At 55.9% G+C, this 19,006-nt stretch carries 16 protein-coding genes; 1 reads left to right on the top strand and 15 read right to left on the bottom strand.

The window, feature by feature from the left end; translation table 11 throughout:
* Positions 1-38: 38 nt before the first annotated feature.
* From Q4G72_RS04915 to dapF, 15 genes are all read right to left on the bottom strand, one after another.
* Entirely contained in the window at positions 39-602 is a 564-nt protein-coding gene (locus tag Q4G72_RS04915) for an RNA polymerase sigma factor (RefSeq protein WP_303310290.1), read from the bottom strand.
* 259 nt (positions 603-861) lie between these two features.
* A complete protein-coding gene (amaB, locus tag Q4G72_RS04910; RefSeq protein ID WP_303310289.1) occupies positions 862-2,460 on the bottom strand; it encodes an L-piperidine-6-carboxylate dehydrogenase in 1,599 nt (532 codons plus the stop codon).
* Between the two features lie 167 nt (positions 2,461-2,627).
* Complete coding sequence (locus tag Q4G72_RS04905; RefSeq protein ID WP_303310288.1) at positions 2,628-4,130, bottom strand: Do family serine endopeptidase; 1,503 nt, start codon at positions 4,128-4,130, stop codon at positions 2,628-2,630.
* A 183-nt stretch (positions 4,131-4,313) separates the two neighbouring features.
* Positions 4,314-4,757, bottom strand: coding sequence for an Hsp20/alpha crystallin family protein (locus Q4G72_RS04900; protein ID WP_303310287.1), 444 nt, complete (start codon positions 4,755-4,757; stop codon positions 4,314-4,316).
* Between the two features lie 241 nt (positions 4,758-4,998).
* A complete protein-coding gene (locus Q4G72_RS04895; RefSeq protein ID WP_303310286.1) occupies positions 4,999-5,790 on the bottom strand; it encodes a hypothetical protein in 792 nt (263 codons plus the stop codon).
* Complete coding sequence (locus Q4G72_RS04890) at positions 5,783-7,015, bottom strand: M20 metallopeptidase family protein (protein ID WP_303310285.1); 1,233 nt, start codon at positions 7,013-7,015, stop codon at positions 5,783-5,785. Before Q4G72_RS04890 ends, Q4G72_RS04895 begins: the two co-directional genes overlap by 8 nt.
* A 56-nt stretch (positions 7,016-7,071) precedes the next feature.
* Positions 7,072-7,467, bottom strand: a complete 396-nt coding sequence (locus Q4G72_RS04885; protein ID WP_303310284.1) for a hypothetical protein — start codon at positions 7,465-7,467, stop codon at positions 7,072-7,074.
* A gap of 11 nt (positions 7,468-7,478) precedes the next feature.
* Positions 7,479-8,024, bottom strand: coding sequence for a sporulation protein (locus Q4G72_RS04880; RefSeq protein ID WP_303310283.1), 546 nt, complete (start codon positions 8,022-8,024; stop codon positions 7,479-7,481).
* Complete coding sequence (deoC, locus tag Q4G72_RS04875) at positions 8,002-8,688, bottom strand: deoxyribose-phosphate aldolase (protein ID WP_303310282.1); 687 nt, start codon at positions 8,686-8,688, stop codon at positions 8,002-8,004. The genes Q4G72_RS04880 and deoC overlap by 23 nt, the downstream gene beginning before the upstream one ends.
* Positions 8,689-8,783: 95 nt before the next feature.
* Positions 8,784-12,185, bottom strand: coding sequence for a preprotein translocase subunit SecA (secA, locus tag Q4G72_RS04870; RefSeq protein WP_303310281.1), 3,402 nt, complete (start codon positions 12,183-12,185; stop codon positions 8,784-8,786).
* Between the two features lie 165 nt (positions 12,186-12,350).
* Positions 12,351-13,394, bottom strand: a complete 1,044-nt coding sequence (locus tag Q4G72_RS04865; protein WP_303310280.1) for an acyltransferase family protein — start codon at positions 13,392-13,394, stop codon at positions 12,351-12,353.
* Between the two features lie 287 nt (positions 13,395-13,681).
* Positions 13,682-14,863: a UDP-galactopyranose mutase gene (glf, locus tag Q4G72_RS04860; protein ID WP_303310279.1), complete on the bottom strand. Its 1,182-nt coding sequence runs from the start codon at positions 14,861-14,863 to the stop codon at positions 13,682-13,684.
* 55 nt (positions 14,864-14,918) lie between these two features.
* Positions 14,919-16,142, bottom strand: coding sequence for a glycosyltransferase family 1 protein (locus tag Q4G72_RS04855; protein WP_303310278.1), 1,224 nt, complete (start codon positions 16,140-16,142; stop codon positions 14,919-14,921).
* 119 nt (positions 16,143-16,261) lie between these two features.
* The gene (locus Q4G72_RS04850; RefSeq protein WP_303310277.1) at positions 16,262-16,783 is read right to left on the bottom strand and encodes a GNAT family N-acetyltransferase; all 522 of its coding nucleotides are present in this window, start codon (positions 16,781-16,783) and stop codon (positions 16,262-16,264) included.
* Positions 16,784-16,957: 174 nt separating this feature from the next.
* Positions 16,958-17,752, bottom strand: a complete 795-nt coding sequence (dapF, locus tag Q4G72_RS04845) for a diaminopimelate epimerase (RefSeq protein WP_303310276.1) — start codon at positions 17,750-17,752, stop codon at positions 16,958-16,960.
* A gap of 287 nt (positions 17,753-18,039) precedes the next feature.
* Between dapF and Q4G72_RS04840 the strand changes: the two genes are divergently transcribed.
* A complete protein-coding gene (locus tag Q4G72_RS04840) occupies positions 18,040-18,927 on the top strand; it encodes a class I SAM-dependent methyltransferase (protein WP_303310275.1) in 888 nt (295 codons plus the stop codon).
* Positions 18,928-19,006: the final 79 nt, after the last annotated feature.

Genomic DNA, 19,006 nt, shown 5'->3' with positions numbered 1-19,006 from the left:
GGAGAGCGGGTGCCTCGGCAAAACGGCAGCCGACTCTTTTACATTCCGTGGTTGCGGGCCAGCTCCAGCAATTTTTTGCGGGCCCGGCTGTATTGCGACTTGGATGTAGATTCAGTGATATTGAGAATGGAGGCAATTTCGGCGTGGTCGTATCCCTCCAGCAGGTACAACGACAACACCACGCGGTAACCATCGGGCAGCTCCTGCACGCACCGTCGTACGACATCAGCCCGCCAAGTGGTTTCTTCCAGCTCCGCGCTGGTTTCCGCGTAATCAGTGCTTATTCCGTCATGCTGCTCACCCAGCGGCACCAGCTGCAGGCGGCGGTTGCGCAGGCAGTTGATGGATTTGTTGATAACAATGCGCTTCAGCCAGCTTCCGAAGGAAGAATCCCCCTTGTAGCTGTGCAGCTCGCGGAAAGCACTCAGAAAGGCCTCCTGCAGCACATCTTCCGCCTCCGCATAGTCGCCCGTAATGCGCAACGACGCATTAAACATGGCGCGGGAGTACCGTTTATAGATTTCGGCCTGGGCGCGACGGTCACCCAGCCGGCACCGCTCCACGAGCGGGGCATTGATGTCGGTATACGCTACTGCTTCCATGCGGTATGCGGGTTGGCAAAAGGTAAAAAATCGGTAACCGGTAAATATCCGACTTTCTAAGCTAAGCTACTAGCTCTGACGGGTAAGCATGAGAAAGACAATCTGAAAAAGAAGAGGTTGCACCAACTTCCTAAAGTAGTGTGAAGGGCCAGCTTTGCTCCCCAGCTCCCAGTAAATTTTGGTCCCGCGGTATACACCAACAGCCCGCCTCTCAAAGGAGGCGGGCTGTTTGAAACCATTTTTAAGTAGCGCTTACCGCTTACACATCAAACGTAATACCCTGTGCCAGCGGCATCTGGGTAGAATAGTTGATGGTATTGGTCTGGCGGCGCATGTACACGCGCCAGGCATCGGAGCCGGACTCACGGCCGCCGCCGGTTTCCTTTTCGCCACCAAAAGCCCCACCAATTTCAGCCCCGGAGGTGCCGATGTTTACGTTGGCAATACCGCAGTCGGAACCAGCGTAGGAAAGGAAAGTCTCCGTTTCGCGCATGTTCAGAGAGAAAATGCTCGACGACAGGCCTTGCTTCACGCCATTTTGCAGCTCAATAGCGGCTTCCACACTGCCGCTGTACTTTATCAGGTACAGAATGGGGGCAAAGGTTTCTTCCTGTACTGTGTGGTAGTGATTTTCGGCTTCTACAATGGCGGGTGTTACATAGGTACCACTGGCATAGGCTTCTCCTTTCAATACTTCACCGCCAATCAGCAGCTTACCACCTTCGGCCTGCACTTCCTGCAAGGCTTTGGTAAACATATGCACCGCCTGCTCATCAATCAGCGGACCAACCAGCGTGCCTTCCTGCAGCGGGTTGCCGATGGGCAGGTTGGGGTAGATTTTCAGCAAGCGGGCCTTCACATCCTCAAAAATGGACTCGTGAATGATGAGGCGGCGCGTGGTGGTGCAACGTTGCCCGGCAGTACCCACCGCCCCGAATACCACGGCGCGCATGGCCATATCCAGGTCGGCGTGCTGGGTGAGGATAATAGCGTTGTTGCCGCCCAGTTCCAGCAGTGCGCGACCCAGGCGGCCGCCTACTACCTCGCCTACCTTCTTGCCCATACGGGTAGAGCCCGTAGCCGAAACCAGCGGAATGCGCGTGTCGGCGGCCATCTTAGCGCCTATTTCGGCATCACCAATGATGAGGTTGAAGATGCCTTCGGGCAGTTCGTTTTCGCGCAGCACATCCTGAATGATGTTTTGCACGGCCACCGCTACAAGCGGCGTTTTCTCGGAAGGCTTCCAGATGTTCACGTCGCCGCACACGGCGGCCAGCATGGCATTCCAGCTCCACACGGCCACCGGGAAGTTGAAGGCCGAAATAGTGGCCACCAAGCCCAGTGGGTGGTACTGCTCGTACATGCGGTGCGCCGGGCGCTCCGAGTGCATGGTAAAGCCGTAGAGCTGACGCGAGAGGCCCACGGCAAAGTCGCAGATGTCAATCATCTCCTGCACTTCGCCCAGGCCTTCCTGCATGATTTTGCCCATTTCGTAGCTCACCAGCTTACCCAGGGGCTCCTTAAACTCGCGCAACTTGTTGCCAATCTGACGCACAATCTCGCCGCGCTTGGGAGCCGGCATGGTGCGCCAGGTAAGGAAAGCTGCCTGGGCTGTGCGTACTACCTGTTCATAGTCCTCGGCGGTGGCCATGGCTACTGTGGCAATAACTTTACCGTCGGCGGGCGAGGTGATGGTGCGGGTGTTACTGTTCTCGGCGCCACCCCAGTTCAGGCCAGTGCTATAGGCTGGGTTATTGGCTTTTACGCCCAGCTCACGTAGAACAGTGCGGATTCCGTGCGGGTCGGCGTGGGCGGGCGCGTCGCCGGTTGCCAGGGCTTCTTCGAGGGCTAATTTCATGGGTGGGTTATTTGGGGCTTGGTATTTTGGATTTGGGGAGCTACTCACGTCCTGTTTCAGCGAAAGAGGGAGCAGCGGTATTTTTATCAGTTCTTCTGTCACAAAGCTAACAAAAAAGCCTCCGCCTGAGTGGCGGAGGCTTTTGAATTTGGCAGGTTAGAAGCGGGTTATTCCGCCTGCCCAATGGGGTAATAGGCTTTGCGGCCATCGGGGTAGATACCTTCTACCAGCGCACCCTGGTTGTTTTTAGCTTCTTCCAAAAAGCGCTTCACGTCCTGGGGCTTGCCCACTTTGTTTTTATCAATGCGGGTGATGATAAAGCCGTCACCAATACCGGTTTCTTTGAAGTTGCTGCTGCGCACACCGGATATTTTGGCGCCGCCCTCCAGGTCCAGCTTATTCATTTCCTGTCGAGTAAGGGGAGCGAATTTGGCACCTTCGTACTCAATAGAAGAGGCTACTTCCTCCCGGACTACATCAGTAGTGCCGGTAGAATTGCGCAGCGTTGCGCCAGCGGCACGCTCCTTGCCTTCCCGCAGGTAGGCAATTTTGATTTTGTCGCCGGGGCGGAAACGGGCCACCTGTTCCTGCAGCTGCGAGGAGGTATTCACCTTCACCCCGTTGATTTCAGTGATGATGTCACCCTCTTTCAGGCCTGCGTCGGCAGCAGCGCTGTTCTTGTTCAGGCCTACTACATACACCCCGTTCAGGGTGCTCAGCTTTTTCTCCGAGGCCAGCGTTGCATCTACTTCACGGATATTAACGCCCAGCAGGGCACGCTGTACTACCTTATATTTCAGTAGATCATCGACCACCTTACTCACAATGGAGCTGGGCACGGCAAATGAGTAGCCTTCAAAGGAACCCGTACGCGAGGCAATGGCCGAGTTAATTCCAATCAGGTCGCCCTTCAGGTTTACCAGGGCACCGCCCGAGTTTCCGGGGTTTACTACGGCATCGGTCTGCAGGAAGGCTTCTACGCCCATGCGGTCTTCGCGCTGCAGAATATTGATGTTGCGGCCTTTAGCCGAGATAATACCGGCAGTTACCGTAGAGTTCAGGTTGAAGGGGTTGCCGACAGCCAGCACCCACTCCCCTACTTTCACGTCGTCGGAGGAGCCGTAACGCACGAAGGGCAGATTATCGGCCTGTACTTTCAGCACTGCCAGGTCGGTGGTGGGGTCGGCCCCTACCAGCTCGGCCTTGTACTTACGTTTGTCGTCCAGTACTACCTCAATTTTATCGGCCTTATCAATGACGTGGTTGTTGGTTACAATGTAGCCGTTAGCAGCAATGATAACACCGGAGCCAGAGCCAATCTGCGGGCCCGACTGGGGCCGCTGCATCTGGTTGAAATCGTCGCCGAAGAACTGACGCAGGAATGGATCCATCCGTACAGCATCGTTCTGCGTCATTTTAGGGGCATATTCGGTCATAACGTGCACCACAGCCGGCGTTACAGCGGAGGCAGCCGCTACGAAGTTGAGGCCCTCGGGCACTTCATAGGTGCTGCTGCGCAGCTCACTGGTGTAGCGTACGTTGGGGTCGGCAGCTAGGGTCTGGGGCAATACTTCGCGCTCCGGCTCCAATAGCTTATACCCACCCACGGCCACCGATCCGCCCAGAACGGCGGAAGCCATGAGGCCGAGCATCATTTGTTTGGCTTGCATGGGTAATTATAAAGTTGTGGTTGAAAAAAAGAAGTCTGACTAAGTTAAGCGTTTCGGCGGAAACCTATATAACAGCAACGCTCTAACGCAAGAGGCGAACTGTGTGGTATACAGTTGCAAGTATATAACCACAACCGGAAGAAAAAAGGCACCAACCCCGGTGCCTTTTTCTATAACCGGTGTTTACCGTACTTCAATCTGGTGTTTGGTTACCTTCTTGCTATCAAAAGGCAGCGCAACGCGCAGCACTCCATCCGTGAGTTGGGCATCAATACCGGTAACGTCCACAGTATCGGGCAGACGGAACGTGCGGGAGAAAGTACCGAAGCTGGTTTCTACCCGACGGAATTTTGGTGCATTTTCTGTCGCCTCCGGAGCTTTTCGCTCCCCGCTGATGACGAGGCGGCCTTCCTGAAAATCGATTTTTACATCTTCTTTCGCTACGCCGGGCAAAGCCAGGTGCAGTTCAAAGCCCTGCTCCGATTCCAGGATATCAGCCTGGGGCACGAAGCTGGCAGTGGGTTTATCCTGCGGTTGCAGGCCTTCGCGCAGCAGTTCATTCAGTACGGTGTTGAAAGCGCGGGGCGAACGGCGGGCAGGGAGCGTGTTATACAAAAGCGTGGCCATGGTTTGGTACGAGAATGTTAAGGTTGAACAGTAATCAGCAATTGATTCTGATGTGTATTCAATAAATTCCATACCAATCTAAACATCAGTCCATTATACAGACATAATGTCTTAAAACAGGCAACTACAGCTTTTCATAAATAGCACCCCAATAGTCAGAACAGGCATAAACCGTATTCTAATGCGGTTTATGCCTGTTCTGACTTAATGCCTAAATGTCATGTGATTCTAAGTTCCTGAATTAGTGTTGCGTCGGCAGCTGGTTTCTGTTAGCTGGCAGGCTGCCACTAAACAACGTAATCCGGGTTTCCAGCCCCACGGTAGGCGTCACGAAATTGCGGCGGCCACCGGGAATGGGGTTGCCATCAGAATCGGTCTGGGGTAGCACGAACTGGTAGGATGCCAGGTAGCCAAACCAAGGCGTAATGTCCAGCCGGTCGGAGAAGCGGATGCCTACTTCGGCGCGAAGCGTGGTAAAATCAATTACCCGCTCTTTGGGCTGCGCTTCCTCGTCGCGCTGCAGGCGTAGGTAAGCACCCAGCTCATAAGCCAGGCGCGGACGTAGCACTACGGTGCTTCCTACTGGAAATTGCCGTTCTAAGTCTAAGCGCAGACGAGTAACGCCGCGGGTTTGGTCTGGGGTATCAGCGAAACGATATTCCGCACTCAAACGCTGCCCAAACGTTAGGGCGCCAATATTGCTTCTATGCCGAAGCAGGATTTCCGGGGTAAAGTCGCCCATGCCGGCCGTATGCGTGTAGCGTGCGGTGCCGCCTACACTCCATTGCTCCGTGAGAAAGGTTTCGTAGCCTGCCCTTAGGTGTTTGCGATAAAAGCCGCCCCTATTCTCCATATCGGAATTAGTACTGCGCTGTCCCCCGGCACTCAGAAACAAGTAGCCCCCGTTTAGCAAGGCATATTCTGCCTGCAGCTCGGGCCATACTTCCAGCTCATAGCCTACCCGCTTATTCTGCGCCTGCGCGGTACCGGCACACCACAGGCCAGCCAGCAATACCAAGAAAAGCTTACGCATGGGCCGTTTCGGCCGTGGCCGCATCAGTAGTGGAGAAGGCCGCCAGCTCACGCAGGGTCAGCCAGGTCATTAGGCCGGGCCCTACCTCCAGGGCTTTAGGGTCGATATCGAAAGTAGGCGTATGTACGGAGGAGGCGAAGCGGCCATCGGCGGCGCGGGTACCCAGGCGGTAGAAGCAGGCGTCTGCGGCCTGCGAGAAATAGGCAAAGTCTTCCGCAGCCATCCACTGGTCGAGTTCGATGACGTTTTCCGCGCCCAAATACTCTTCCGCGGCGGCGCGCACACGGGCTGTCAATTCAGGCTCATTTTCCAGGTAAGGATATCCATGCCGGATTTCCAGTTCGCAGGTAGCACCCATCGATTCCGCTAAACCTTCGCAGAGTTTACGCAGGTGCTGGTGTGCTTCCTGCCGCCACTCCTCGTTTAGGGTACGGAAAGTACCTTCCATGTACACCTCGTTTGGAATGACATTGGTGGCACCGTTGGCAATAACCTTCCCAAAGGAAAGCACGGAGGGAATTTTGGGGTTGGCGCGGCGGCTGACAATTTGTTGGGCCGCTACAATGATGTGGGCCGCTACCAGCACCGGGTCCAGGTTTTGCTCGGGCATGGCGCCATGGCCGCCTTTGCCGCGCACCGTCATGTACAGCTCATCCGTGCTGGCCATGTAGCGCCCCGCCCGAATACCGATTTGCCCGGCCGGCAACATGGGAAATACATGTTGCCCCAGCACACTGGCGGGCTTGGGGTTTTCCAGTACACCTTCCTTGATCATGAGGGAGGCCCCGCCGGGGAGCTTTTCCTCACCGGGCTGAAAAATCAGCTTTACGGTACCTTCAAACTCGTCGCGCAGTTGCGTGAGAATATGGGCTACTCCCAGTAAAGAGGAAGTGTGCACATCGTGGCCGCAGGCGTGCATCACGCCGGGGTTGGTGGATTTGTACGGCACTTCGTTTTGCTCCAGAATAGGCAGCGCGTCCATGTCGCCGCGCAGGGCTACTATCCGGCTGCCGGGGTTGCGGCCTTCAATGAGGGCTACCACGCCGGTCTTGGCCAAAGGCTGCGGGCTGAGGCCCATCTGGCGCAGCTGCTCGGTAACGAAAGCGGCGGTAGAAAACTCCTCAAACGAAAGCTCCGGGTTGGCGTGCAGGTGTTGGCGCCAGCCAACGGTAACGGCGGCCGACTCTGCGGCCAGGGCTTTAAGACGGGAAATCAGATGCTGCATAGGTGGCAAGATACAGTAGCGAGGCCTAGGAATAACGAACCTCAACGAAGCGAGGGTTATTCAAACAATACACTCAGATGTGGCCGTACAGTCAGCAGTAAGGGGCGGCCGGGCATATTGGGGCTGAAAGCAGCTTCCAGCTGCTCATCGGTGGAAAGCATACGGTTTACTAAGAGGCAATCGGCCAGTTCCAGGTACTCTCCGCGTTTATCGTTGTTATAACGAATCCGTCCCCGCACGGCCACCGTCATATCCAATAAAACAGATTGTATGCCCGTGTGCAGCAGCAGGATATCAACGAAGCCATGTTGCGGCCATAGGGACACGCGCAACTGCAGTTCATGCTGCTGCACGCGGTAGTGTAGGCTGCCGCCTGCCCCTTCGGTGGGCACGTCTTCCAGGGCCTGCAATACCTCCAGCTCATCCCACTGCAACTCCCGCAGAAAGGCCATAGGGAACCTCCTTAAAACGTGGTTTTATTCAGTACTACCTGCGTGGCCTGCAGCTCAGCTTTAGGGGCAATGGGCTTTATGCGCAAAAGGGCCTGCTCCGCTTCCAGCCGGTTTAGATAGTCGCCTACCCAGAGACGGTAGACGGGCTGCTTGAAGGTGAGGTAGTCGGTTTCTTCGGGGTAGCGGCTGATAACCGAGCGGCGAATGGCCATAGCCTGGTCGCGCTCCAGCCCCACGTAGGCCAGAATGCGGAAGCCCTGCGCGTACTTCACGTTCTGGTTGGTGTATGCCTGGTCGCGCAGGCGTTGCTCAACCTGGGCATTTACCTGGTTTACGGGCGTTACGTTGGCACGCACGGCGTTGGGAGCGAGAGCTGCCGGGGCTTTGGGCGGCGTGAATACCGGCCGGAAGCGGCTTAGATCTTCGGCCGCTTCTACAGGGGCGTTGCGACGGGCGGTAGAGTCGGAAGAGGTGGTACCGGGGGCTGTGGCGGCACAGGCACCCAACTGGAGGAGAGCGGCGAGCAGCAGCACGTTACGAAGTAGCAGGTGTTTCATCGGGTTGCAGCAAAGCCACACTATTGGAAGAACCAAGCCGGTCGGCGCCGGCGGCCACCAGGGCCAAAGCGGCCGTGCGGGTACGAATTCCACCGGCGGCCTTAATACGTATCTCAGCCGGCAAATGGCGGCGCATCAGGACAATATCATTAACGGAAGCACCCCGGCTGGCAAATCCGGTAGAGGTTTTCACGAAATCAACCCCAGCTTCAGCGCACAGTTCGCAGGCCGTTATGATTTCCTCCTCACTCAACAGCGCGGTTTCGATAATCACTTTCAGCAGGGCTTTTTTGAATCGGCACAGCTCGGTCAGCTGGCCTAACTCCTCCTCTACTTCTTCCAGCTGCCCCGATTTGAAAGCGGCAATATTCATCACCACGTCAATTTCGCGGGCCCCATCGGTCAGGGCCTGATGAGCTTCAAAGAACTTCACCTTCGCAATCTGGTAACCGAGCGGGAAACCGACTACCGTACAGACGGGAACCCCAGTGCCGTACAACTCCTCCACGGCAAACCGCACAAAGGCGGGTGGCACGCATACGGAGGCAAAACGGTGTTGCGCGGCTTCGGCGCACAATTGCGCAATCTGGGCTTGGGTAGCATCGGGGCGCAAGAGCGTATGGTCGATGCGGGCAGCTAACTCAGCGGGGGAAGGCGTACGCATAGGCATAATGCAAGAAAACGAAATGGCGGGCAAACAGCAGTGGCAGGTAAAAATTTACCTGCCACTGTTTTATTACGCAGTTAGGGCGCCAGAGCTTAGTCGATGAGGACGGCGCGGTTGTTCACCACATCATCTTCCACGCTCTTGTATTTCACGTCCCGCACAATGCGGCCGTCCATATACTGCACGCTTACTTTATCGTTGCGGTTGGCAATTTTCTGGCTGCGGGCGGGCTGCTGTTTTTCCAGTACCTGGGGCATAGCACCATCCTGCTCTAAATCCTCAGGCCCAGCGCCCAGCGACGTGGTGGATACCTCTTTCTGCGCTTTCAGCTTGGGCTTGGGCGCGGGCTGGGGTAGCTCGTCTTCCACGTAGAACTCGGGCTCCACAGCTTCACCCTGCTGCGAAGGAATATCGGCGCGGAACAGGAACTGTACGGTGTCCTCGTTCACTTTGCCAATCATGCGCTTAAACAGCTCAAACGACTCGAACTTGTAGATCAGCAGCGGGTCTTTCTGTTCGTACACGGCGTTCTGCACCACCTGCTTCAGGTCGTCCATCGAGCGCAGGTGCTGCGTCCAGGCCGTGTCAATCACGGAAAGCGTTACCACTTTCTCCATGCCGCGAATCAGCTCCTGGCCTTTGTTGGCCTGGGCGCGGCGCAGGTTTACCACCGACTGAATCTGCTTGCGCCCATCGGTGAAGGGAACGGCAATGTTCTCGTAGGGGGCGTTCTGCGAAATCAGGTCGTTGATGAGCGGCAGGGCATGCTCGCCAATCACGCGGCTCTTGTCATCGTAGTAACCCAGGGCCTCATCGTAGAGCTTCTGGGTGAGTTGGGCCGCGGGCAGGCTCGTCAGGTCCTGGGCGGTGAGGTGCGTGTCGTAGCTGAACAGGCGGATAACGGCCAGCTTGAAGTCTTCGAAGTCGTTGGTGACTTTGTGGGCGGCCACGATGTTTTCGCACACATCGTAAATCATGTTCCACACGTCCAGTTCCAGACGCTCACCGAACAGGGCGTTGCGGCGGCGCTTGTACACCACCTCGCGCTGGGCATTCATCACGTCATCGTACTCCAGCAGGCGCTTGCGGATGCCGAAGTTGTTTTCTTCCACTTTCTTCTGCGCACGCTCAATAGAGCTGGTAATCATGGAGTGCTGAATCACTTCGCCTTCTTCCAGACCCATGCGGTCCATCAGCTTGGCAATGCGCTCCGAGCCAAACAGACGCATCAGGTTGTCTTCCAGGGAAACGAAGAACTGCGAAGAACCCGGGTCGCCCTGACGGCCGGCCCGACCCCGCAGCTGGCGGTCTACGCGGCGTGACTCGTGGCGCTCGGTACCAATAATGGCCAGACCACCGGCCTCTTTGGCGGTGCCGCGCAGCTTAATGTCAGTACCCCGACCGGCCATGTTGGTGGCAATGGTCACGGTGCCGGGATGACCCGCGCCGGCTACAATCTCGGCTTCGCGCTGGTTCTGCTTGGCGTTCAGTACCTGGTGCGGGATGTTGCGCAGCTTCAGCATACGGCTCACCAGCTCAGAAATTTCCACGCTGGTGGTACCCACCAGCACGGGGCGGCCGGCTTTCACCAGCGTCTGAATTTCCTCGGCTACGGCGTTGTACTTCTCGCGTACGGTCTTGTATACCTTGTCGTGCTCGTCTTTGCGGGAAATGCCGCGGTTGGTGGGCACTACCACCACGTCCAGCTTATAGATTTCCCAGAACTCGCCGGCTTCGGTTTCGGCCGTACCCGTCATGCCGCCCAGCTTGTGGTACATGCGGAAGTAGTTCTGCAGCGTTACGGTGGCGTAGGTCTGCGTGGCATCTTCGATGCGCACATTTTCCTTGGCTTCAATGGCCTGGTGCAGACCATCAGAGTAGCGGCGACCTTCCATTACGCGGCCTGTCTGCTCATCCACAATCTTCACCTTGCCGTCTTCGGACAGGATGTACTGGTCGTCGCGCTCAAACAGGGTGTAAGCTTTCAGCAGCTGGCTGACGGTGTGCACCCGCTCGCTCTTCTCCTGATAGTCGTTGATCAGCTGCTCCTTCTGGTGCAGCTTGTCGTCGTCGCTGATGATTTTGCTATTTTCAATGGCCGCAATTTCCATCCCGATGTCGGGCATGATAAACAGGTGCGGATCTTCGCCCTGGGCCGTAATCAGGTCAATGCCACGCTCGGTCAGCTCAATCTGGTTGTTCTTCTCATCAATGGTGAAGAACAGGGGCTTGTCGGCCTCGGGCATCTGGCGGGAGTTGTCCTGCATGTAGTGGTTTTCCACTTTTTGCAACACCACGCGCATGCCAGACTCCGAGAGGAATTTAATGAGGGGCTTGCTCTTGGGCAGACCACGGTAAGCGCGGAACAGCATCAGGCCGCCTTCGCCTTCCTTCACGCCGTCGTTGCCTTCTTTAATCAGCTTGCGGGCTTCCACCAGGTACTGCTGCACCAGCTTTTTCTGCTCGTTTACCAGCTGCTCAATGCGGGGCTTCAGGATCAGAAACTCGTGCACATCACCACGGGGCACGGGGCCGGAGATGATAAGCGGGGTCCGGGCATCGTCAATCAAAACGGAGTCCACTTCGTCCACCATGGCATAGTGGTGCTTGCGCTGCACCAGCTCGCCGGTTTCGCGGGCCATGTTGTCACGCAGGTAGTCGAAGCCGAATTCGTTGTTGGTACCGTAGGTGATGTCGGCGGCGTAGGCCGCACGGCGGGCATCGGTGTTGGGCTGGTGCTTATCGATGCAGTCCACGGTGATGCCGTGGAACTCGAACAGCGGCGCATTCCACTCGGAGTCACGTTTGGCCAGGTAGTCGTTCACCGTAACCAGGTGCACGCCACGGCGGGCCAGGGCGTTGAGGAAAGCTGGTAAGGTAGATACCAGCGTTTTACCTTCACCGGTGGCCATTTCGGCAATTTTACCCTGGTGCAGTACCACGCCGCCAATCAGCTGCACGTCGTAGTGCACCATGTCCCAGGTGATTTCGGCACCGCCGGCAATCCACTTGTTGCTCCAGATAGCCTGGTCGCCCTGAATGGTTACGTTGGCTTTGCGACGGGAAATTTCCCGGTCGAAATCCGTAGCAGTAACCACCAGCTGGCCATTTTCCTTGTAGCGGCGGGCGGTTTCCTTTACGGTGGCAAAGGCCGCCGGCAATACTTCCAGCAGGACTACTTCCAGATCTTTGTTCCGCTGCTTTTCCAGCGCATCAATCTGGTCGAAGATTTTTTCTTTCTCGATGATGTCCAGGTTCGCCTCGTCAGCAATGCGCTGATGCAGGCCGCCAATCTGGTCGTCGATGCCTTTAAGACGCTCGTCAATCCGGGCGCGAACATCAGCAGAGTGCTGGCGCAGCTGGTCGTCGGTGAGCGGTGCCAGTTTGGCATATTCGGCATTGATGAGTGCCACATACGGCAGAATCTCTTTCAAATCCCGCTCGGACTTGGTCCCGAACACTTTGGCAACTGCCTTCCCTAAAAAATCAAACATGCTGGTAGATATTGACTGAAAACGCCGGGGCGTACCTCAAATTTACAAGATTTCTATCCAAAACCGCCCCAATCCGTAACGCACCGCCAATCTGGCTGATTTAGAGGGGTAGTGCCGGGTCAAGGCCAGTGGCAACTGCTGCACGGTCCAGGCTGAAGCTCAGCGTCAGTAGGCAACGGTTTTGGTGGCTACTTCGGTGGCAAGGTAGTGGGAACTGCGCTTTAAAAAGGGCTTTTCTATGAAGTGCCAGAGCAGAAATGCGGCACCCAGAACGGTGAGGAGCAACCCGGCCAGCCCCAGCCAGGGGTTAGCCTTGAACAGGCCGAGTTGAATAAACAATTGAATGAGTGGAAAGTGCAGCAAGTAGGTACCGTAGGATAAGTCGCCCCACTTCCCCGCATTCAGGTGAACAGGCAACCGGGTAGCGAAAAACAGCACACTGGCCGCGTAGCACACGGGCTCTACCACCCGTTGCAGACCTGAATCAGGGAAGAGCATCAAAATACTAAACGTTCCCAACGCTACCCAACCGATGATGGGCCCCAGGCGCCGCTCCTCCACCGTATACAGCGCTCCGAATGCAAATAAATGCAGCGCCCCGGGAAACTGCCGGCCTAGCTCCGCTACCATTTTGGGGCTAAGACCTGCTACGTGCGGTAGCAGCCAATCCCAAACCAATGCTATCAAAAAAGCTAGTATTGCCGCCGGATAAGGCCCAATTCGGCGAAACAAGAAAACAAGGAGGGGCACGCAGGCATACAAGCACAGTTCCACCTTTATCGTCCATAAAGAGCCGTTCATAACCGGAACTGGGTGCTGCTCAAATACACCGGGTAAAGTGGGCTGAAGAAAGTTGAGGAAGGAAGCGTTGGCTCCCAAGTATTTGTATGCTGCCGTGGATTGCAGAAAATCGGCTGCCGGCAGGCTGGTTACCGCCAGCCCAATCAGCCAGGCTACGCCTATGGTGGTGAGATAAGCCGGATAGATACGCCGCACCCGTTTTTGAGCATACTCCAGCCCAGTAGCGCTGCTTAGGAAACTGCGGGTAACAAGGCAGCCACTCAGCACGAAAAAGCCCTTTACCGCAAAATCAGCCGATAGATAATTGAGGAACGGTTGGAATGCTGGCAGCTGAGTAAGGACCGCTACATGGCAGAAGACGACTATTAGTGCCAGCCCCAGTCGCACGGCGTCGAAGTTATTTTGCATGAATTGGGAGTAGGCTATCAAGCCGCAAAATACAGTTCCCGCCCCACTCCCGGCACGAGCATAACCCGCTGCTCTAACTTATGAGAAAATGAAACCTATACACCTGCTACAATAGTGGGCCATACTATTGGGTTTGACCGGTATTAAACAAAACTGTCACCCAAAGCTCTCCGCCTTTTCCTGCTTCAGACCAAAGGCCAAGGCAGGTTAGGGAGAGAGTTTTGGATGACAGCAAGCCTATTTACTTATCGGCTGCGAGGTGCAACCTACAAGCCACTTAATCTAGATTATTCTTTTGCGGGGTCGCGGGAAAGAATTTTTTCCATGATAGAAGCCGAGCCCGTGATTGGCGGCGTGGTAGCCGCTTTTTCGGTAGGCTTATCGGTAGTGAGCTTCTTATAAAGGGTAAGTGCCTGGGCCACTACCTGGTCCATGTTGTAGTACTTGTACGTAGCCAGGCGCCCTACAAAGTGCACGTTGGGCGTCTGGTCGGCCAGCTTCTTATACTTGTTATACAGCTCGGCATTTTCCGGGCGCGGCACGGGGTAGTATGGGTCCCCTTCGGCTTGCGGATACTCATACACGATGCTGGTTTTGGGATGTTTCTGGCCGGTCAGGGCTTTGAACTCCGTAATGCGCGTGTAGGGCTGCTCGTTGGGATAGTTCACTACCGGGGCAGGCAGGAAGTTTTCGCAGTTCATGGTTTCGTGCTTGAACTCCAGGGAGCGGTAAGGCAGCTTACCAAACTTGAAGTCGAAGTATTCGTCTACCGGGCCGGTGAAAATCATTTCCTTGAAGGGAATGAAGCTTACCACATCATGGTAGTCGGTATTTAGCATAATGCTGATGTTGGGGTGGTCCAGCATCCGCTCAAACATGCGGGTATAGCCGTGCAGCGGCATTGCCTGATAGGTATCCGTGAAATACCGGTCGTCGCGGTTGGTGCGGGTAGGCACGCGGCTGGTTACGGACTTGTCCAGCTCGGAAGGGTCCATGCCCCACTGCTTGCGGGTGTAGTTGCGGAAGAACTTCTCGTACAGCTCTCGCCCTACTTTGCTTACCACTACATCCTCGGAAGTCTTGATAACCGGAATGCTTTCGGCCAAAGATTCCAGGAATTGCTCTACTTCAAAACTGTTCAGCGAGAGGCCGTAAAGCTTGTTAATGGTATCCAGGTTGATGGGAATCGGCAGGAACTGACCATCGACGGAAGCCAGCACGCGGTGCTCGTAAGGGCGCCACTCGGTGAAGTTGGTGAGGTAATCGAATACCTCGCGGGAGTTGGTGTGGAAAATGTGCGGGCCGTATTTATGCACCAGCACACCTTCTTCATTATAGTGGTCGTAAGCGTTGCCGCCAATGTGGTTACGCTTATCTACTATCAGTACTTTCTTGTTAGATCTGGTGGCCAGCCGCTCGGCCAGCACGCTACCGGCAAACCCGGCTCCGACGATGAGGTAATCGAACATATTTCAGGGTCTTGGTAAGAGCGTAGAACAAATAGGATAAGGGGGTGTACGAAAATTATGCCTTTGGGGTAGCCAGGCGCTGCTTCATCACATCTACCATCTGCTGCCAGGTAAGATCCCAGCTGATGGTCTCCAAGTATTCATCGGTGCGCTGGCGCCAATCTTCGTCAGCGTTTTGCTCCAGGGCCCGCTCAATAGCTTTTCCAAAATCCTCCGCATTGGAGGCAATGTGCACGAGGCCTAAGTCGCCGTAAGGGCGCACCACGTCGCGGATAGGAGTACTTACTACTGGCTTACCGGCCGCCAGGTACTCGGGAGTTTTAGTGGGCGATATGAATTTAGTGCTTTCATTATCAGCGAATAAAAGCGTAGCTACATCCCAACCCCGCAAATAGCCCGGCAGTTCCTTATAGTCTTTACCCCCCAGGTAATGAATGTTCTGGTGACGGGGCAGCGTGGCCGGATCAATCTTTACCACGGGCCCAATAATCACAAATTGCCACTGCGGATACGCTTCTGCTAACTGGCCCAGCAGCTCTATATCCAGGCGCTCATCTACTACCCCAAAAAAACCAACCCGTGGTGAGGGAATACCAGCTTGGTCGGCGGGGTCAGCCATTTCCTGGCGCGCCTGCCCAAAGTGGTCTTTATCGATGCTGCTGGGGAACGGGTGCACATCGTGGTGCTGCAGGCTCTTGGCTTCGTAAAGCGTGTGGCCGCCCGTAAACACCAGGTCTGCTTTTTTAAATAGCTCCTGCTCCCGCTCACGCAACACGGGCGGCGCAAACTTGAAGGCCGCCAGCTCATCCATGCAGTCATACACGGTAAGCGCAGCCTCCAGGTGCCGGGATTTGGCCAGCGCCATGGGCGTATAGTACCAGGCAACGTTGCCGGCAATATTGTTCTCTTTAAAAAACTGCGTGAGCAACTCGGCTTGTGCCGCGTCGGCGGCGGCTTCATCGGCCCGCAAACGCTGGGGCAAGTGGGCTACTACTACCTTTACGCCCTGCTGTCGGTCTTTTATTTCCAGGTGCGGTTCAATCAGGTCGTCGGCGTGGTAGAAGGGTTCTTCCACATAAAACACCCGGCCCTGCTGGGCAAAGCGGGAGAGCAAATGTTGTGGGCGCTGCCACACAAAATCCCAGTGCAGGTGCGCAAAGCAAACTAAATCCGGAAGGTTGGTAGTGGCGGTGGAGGAAGACTGCTGGGAAGTTTGAGTGTTGGTTGAGCTTGATTGAGAAGAACGCGCGGATGCACCTGCCGCTGTGGTAGAGGGCATAGAAAAAGAACTAGAGATGAATAGCTATACATAAGATGCCCCAGCTACACCAGGCAGCATCTAGTGCGTACTACGCATAGCTCCACCAAAAAGATATTCTCCTATTCTCGCTCGCCCATTTACCCGGCCAAAATACACTGCCATTCTACGGCATCCTGCCACCCCGCTGCCGTGCGCAGCCATTGCTGCCGCACCCCTACCTGCCGAAAACCCGCAGCCTGAAAAAGCGCCTGACTGGCCGTATTAGACATTTCCACGGTACAATATAGCTGGTGCAGACGCAGCGTTTGCTCGGCGTAATTCAGACTCAGTTGCAACGCGGCGGCCGCATAGCCGCGGCGGCGCTCTTTAGCCAGCACCGTAATGCCCAGGCCTGCCCGCTGGTGCAGCGGGTTAAAATCAAATAAATCCAGGGTGCCCACCGCACGGCCATCCGGCTGGGTACATATTACCAGCCGCAGTTGCTTCACCTCATGAAAATCGGCGCCGGCATGGTCCAGGTACTGGCGCAGCATGTGCCTCGATACTGGCGCCAACGTATCCGATACCCCCCATAATGCCGCATCATTTTCCAGGTTGTAAAGGAAGTCGAGGTCATCGGCTTCCAGCGCACGCAGGAAAATCAGTTCGTTCCGGAGCATGGGTGGTGACGGTGTTGAAATTTAGAAACCGGTAATAAACTACTCTGTCATCCTGAGCTTGGCGAAGGACCTTCTCACTACTGCAAGACTCGCGTAACAACGACTCGCTCCAAAGTGAGAAGGTCCTTCGCCAAGCTCAGGATGACAGATATTTTTTAGATTGAACAGAAAACTCTACACCTCAATAGAGCCCTCAAAAACGCGGGTGGCGGGGCCACTGAGGAACACGTGGGTGAAAGAGCCATCCGGATGCGCATCAAAGGTTACGCGCAGGTCGCCGCCAATGGTGCGCAGGTGTACCGGGCTGGCCGCGCCGCGCCGGGAGGCGGCCAGGGCTACGGCCGTTACCCCGGTGCCGCAGGAGAAAGTTTCATCTTCTACCCCGCGCTCATAGGTGCGCACCTGCCAGGGCTGGGCGGGGTCAGAAGGGGCTTCCACAAAATTGACGTTGGTGCCCCGCTCCCGGAACCGCTCGTTGTAACGAATGGCGCGGCCTTCTGCAAACACATTCAGCTCTGCCAAGGTGCTGGGCGGCAGAAAGCGCACGAGGTGCGGCGAACCGGTATCCAGAAAAATACCGTCTTCTTCTATTTCCTGCTGGCCCAGCACATCCTGCATGCGCAGGTGCACGGTGCCATCTGCATCAATGCGGCCTTCGTGCTGGCCATCGGCCGCTAGAAAGATGGTGGCACTTTCTATCACGCCTAGGAACTGCGCAAAAGCTACCGTGCATCGGCCGCCATTGCCGCACATAGAGCCCACGTAGCCATCGGCATTGAAATACACCATCTCGAAATCGTAATCGAAATGCTTGCGTAGCAGAATCAGGCCATCGGCACCAATCCCGAGGCGCCGGTCGCAGAGGCGGCGCACCAAGGCATTGTTGGCCGCGTCAAACTTTCGAGCCCGGTCGTCAATCATTACAAAATCATTGCCGGTGCCCTGGTATTTATAGAATTGCAGCTTCATAATAGGTGTGAGGTAGGGATAAGCAGAGTAGATAAACAAGGCGTGGGCCTGATAGCAACGTCTCCGCTTTTCGGCTGCAAAGCTACCGCGAATAAGCCGTTTCCGGCTGTGGTAAAAACCGGGCCGCACCAGCCGCCGGAGACACAGTAAGATACAGGTTAGCCACTGATAATTATGCGGGGAGAGACACCTTTTCTCTGGTGTCATTGGCCGCGCTTCTGCCGCCATTTAACCAGCAATGCCCTACCTTTGGCCCCCCCGCCCAAGGGCGGTTTCGCTTGTACCCTATGTATTCTTTCCTGACCACCGGCAACTGGCCTGATTACGAGCTGATCGACTCGGGCAACTTTGAAAAGCTCGAACGATTTGGGCAACATATTCTGGCCCGGCCCGAGCCCCAGGCTATCTGGGACCCGAAGCTGTCGGCGGGCGAGTGGAACCGCGCCAACGCCACCTTCACCCGTGAAAAAGGCAGCCAGGAGCGCGGCCAGTGGAAAATAAAGCCCGGTACGCCCGAGCAATGGGTTATCAACTACGATCAGGAAGGACTGAAGCTGCGTTTTCGGTTGGGCCTCTCGTCGTTTAAGCACGTAGGTTTGTTTCCGGAGCAGGACCCCAACTGGCAGTTTATCTACCAGCAAACCAAGCTGCGGAAAGCGGCCGTGCCGCGCGTGCTGAATTTGTTTGCCTACACCGGGGCCGCTACGCTGGCTGCCCGCGCTGCCGGTGCCGATGTTACCCACCTTGACTCCGTGAAGCAGGTAAACTTCTGGGCCCGCGACAACATGGAAGCCTCCAACCTGGATGGGGTGCGCTGGCTGGTAGAAGATGCTATGAAATACGTGCGGCGCGAAGTAAAGCGCGGCAGCAAATACCAGGGCCTGATTCTGGACCCGCCCGCCTACGGCCGTGGACCTAACGGCGAAAAGTGGCAGCTGGAAGATGAGCTGAATGAGATGCTCAAGCTCTGCAAAGAGCTGCTCGACCCCACCGACCATTTCTTCCTCATCAACCTTTACTCGCTGGGTTTTTCCGCCCTGATTCTGGATAACCTCGTAACCGACATCTTCCCTCCTACTACCGGCCCGCGCGAAATCGGCGAAATCTATCTGCACGACCAGGCGGCCCGCAAGCTGCCGCTGGGCACGTTCTGCCGCTTTGCCAGTCCTGTCTAGCAGCGGCTCCGTTCATGTGATTTTTGTGTAGCGGTAACCAATTGCCTTTTGGTGTTTCCTTGTTAGCGGCCCGTATTTG

The sequence above is a fragment of the Hymenobacter sp. BT730 genome, assembly GCF_030542105.1.
Lineage (GTDB): Bacteria > Bacteroidota > Bacteroidia > Cytophagales > Hymenobacteraceae > Hymenobacter.
Note: the sequence above shows the minus strand (reverse complement) of the source record. Positions and strands in the feature narration are given on the sequence as shown.

What these genes read in the sequence shown, in the direction of transcription:
- Q4G72_RS04915 (WP_303310290.1), bottom strand. Translation starts at nt 602, where the DNA reads ATGGAAGCAGTAGCGTATACCGACATCAATGCCCCGCTCGTGGAGCGG.
- amaB (WP_303310289.1), bottom strand. Translation starts at nt 2,460, where the DNA reads ATGAAATTAGCCCTCGAAGAAGCCCTGGCAACCGGCGACGCGCCCGCC.
- Q4G72_RS04865 (WP_303310280.1), bottom strand. Translation starts at nt 13,394, where the DNA reads ATGCAAAATAACTTCGACGCCGTGCGACTGGGGCTGGCACTAATAGTC.
- dapF (WP_303310276.1), bottom strand. Translation starts at nt 17,752, where the DNA reads ATGAAGCTGCAATTCTATAAATACCAGGGCACCGGCAATGATTTTGTA.
- Q4G72_RS04895 (WP_303310286.1), bottom strand. Translation starts at nt 5,790, where the DNA reads ATGCGTAAGCTTTTCTTGGTATTGCTGGCTGGCCTGTGGTGTGCCGGT.
- Q4G72_RS04840 (WP_303310275.1), top strand. Translation starts at nt 18,040, where the DNA reads ATGTATTCTTTCCTGACCACCGGCAACTGGCCTGATTACGAGCTGATC.
- Q4G72_RS04900 (WP_303310287.1), bottom strand. Translation starts at nt 4,757, where the DNA reads ATGGCCACGCTTTTGTATAACACGCTCCCTGCCCGCCGTTCGCCCCGC.
- Q4G72_RS04880 (WP_303310283.1), bottom strand. Translation starts at nt 8,024, where the DNA reads ATGAAACACCTGCTACTTCGTAACGTGCTGCTGCTCGCCGCTCTCCTC.
- glf (WP_303310279.1), bottom strand. Translation starts at nt 14,863, where the DNA reads ATGTTCGATTACCTCATCGTCGGAGCCGGGTTTGCCGGTAGCGTGCTG.
- secA (WP_303310281.1), bottom strand. Translation starts at nt 12,185, where the DNA reads ATGTTTGATTTTTTAGGGAAGGCAGTTGCCAAAGTGTTCGGGACCAAG.
- Q4G72_RS04855 (WP_303310278.1), bottom strand. Translation starts at nt 16,142, where the DNA reads ATGCCCTCTACCACAGCGGCAGGTGCATCCGCGCGTTCTTCTCAATCA.
- Q4G72_RS04890 (WP_303310285.1), bottom strand. Translation starts at nt 7,015, where the DNA reads ATGCAGCATCTGATTTCCCGTCTTAAAGCCCTGGCCGCAGAGTCGGCC.
- Q4G72_RS04905 (WP_303310288.1), bottom strand. Translation starts at nt 4,130, where the DNA reads ATGCAAGCCAAACAAATGATGCTCGGCCTCATGGCTTCCGCCGTTCTG.
- Q4G72_RS04885 (WP_303310284.1), bottom strand. Translation starts at nt 7,467, where the DNA reads ATGGCCTTTCTGCGGGAGTTGCAGTGGGATGAGCTGGAGGTATTGCAG.
- deoC (WP_303310282.1), bottom strand. Translation starts at nt 8,688, where the DNA reads ATGCGTACGCCTTCCCCCGCTGAGTTAGCTGCCCGCATCGACCATACG.
- Q4G72_RS04850 (WP_303310277.1), bottom strand. Translation starts at nt 16,783, where the DNA reads ATGCTCCGGAACGAACTGATTTTCCTGCGTGCGCTGGAAGCCGATGAC.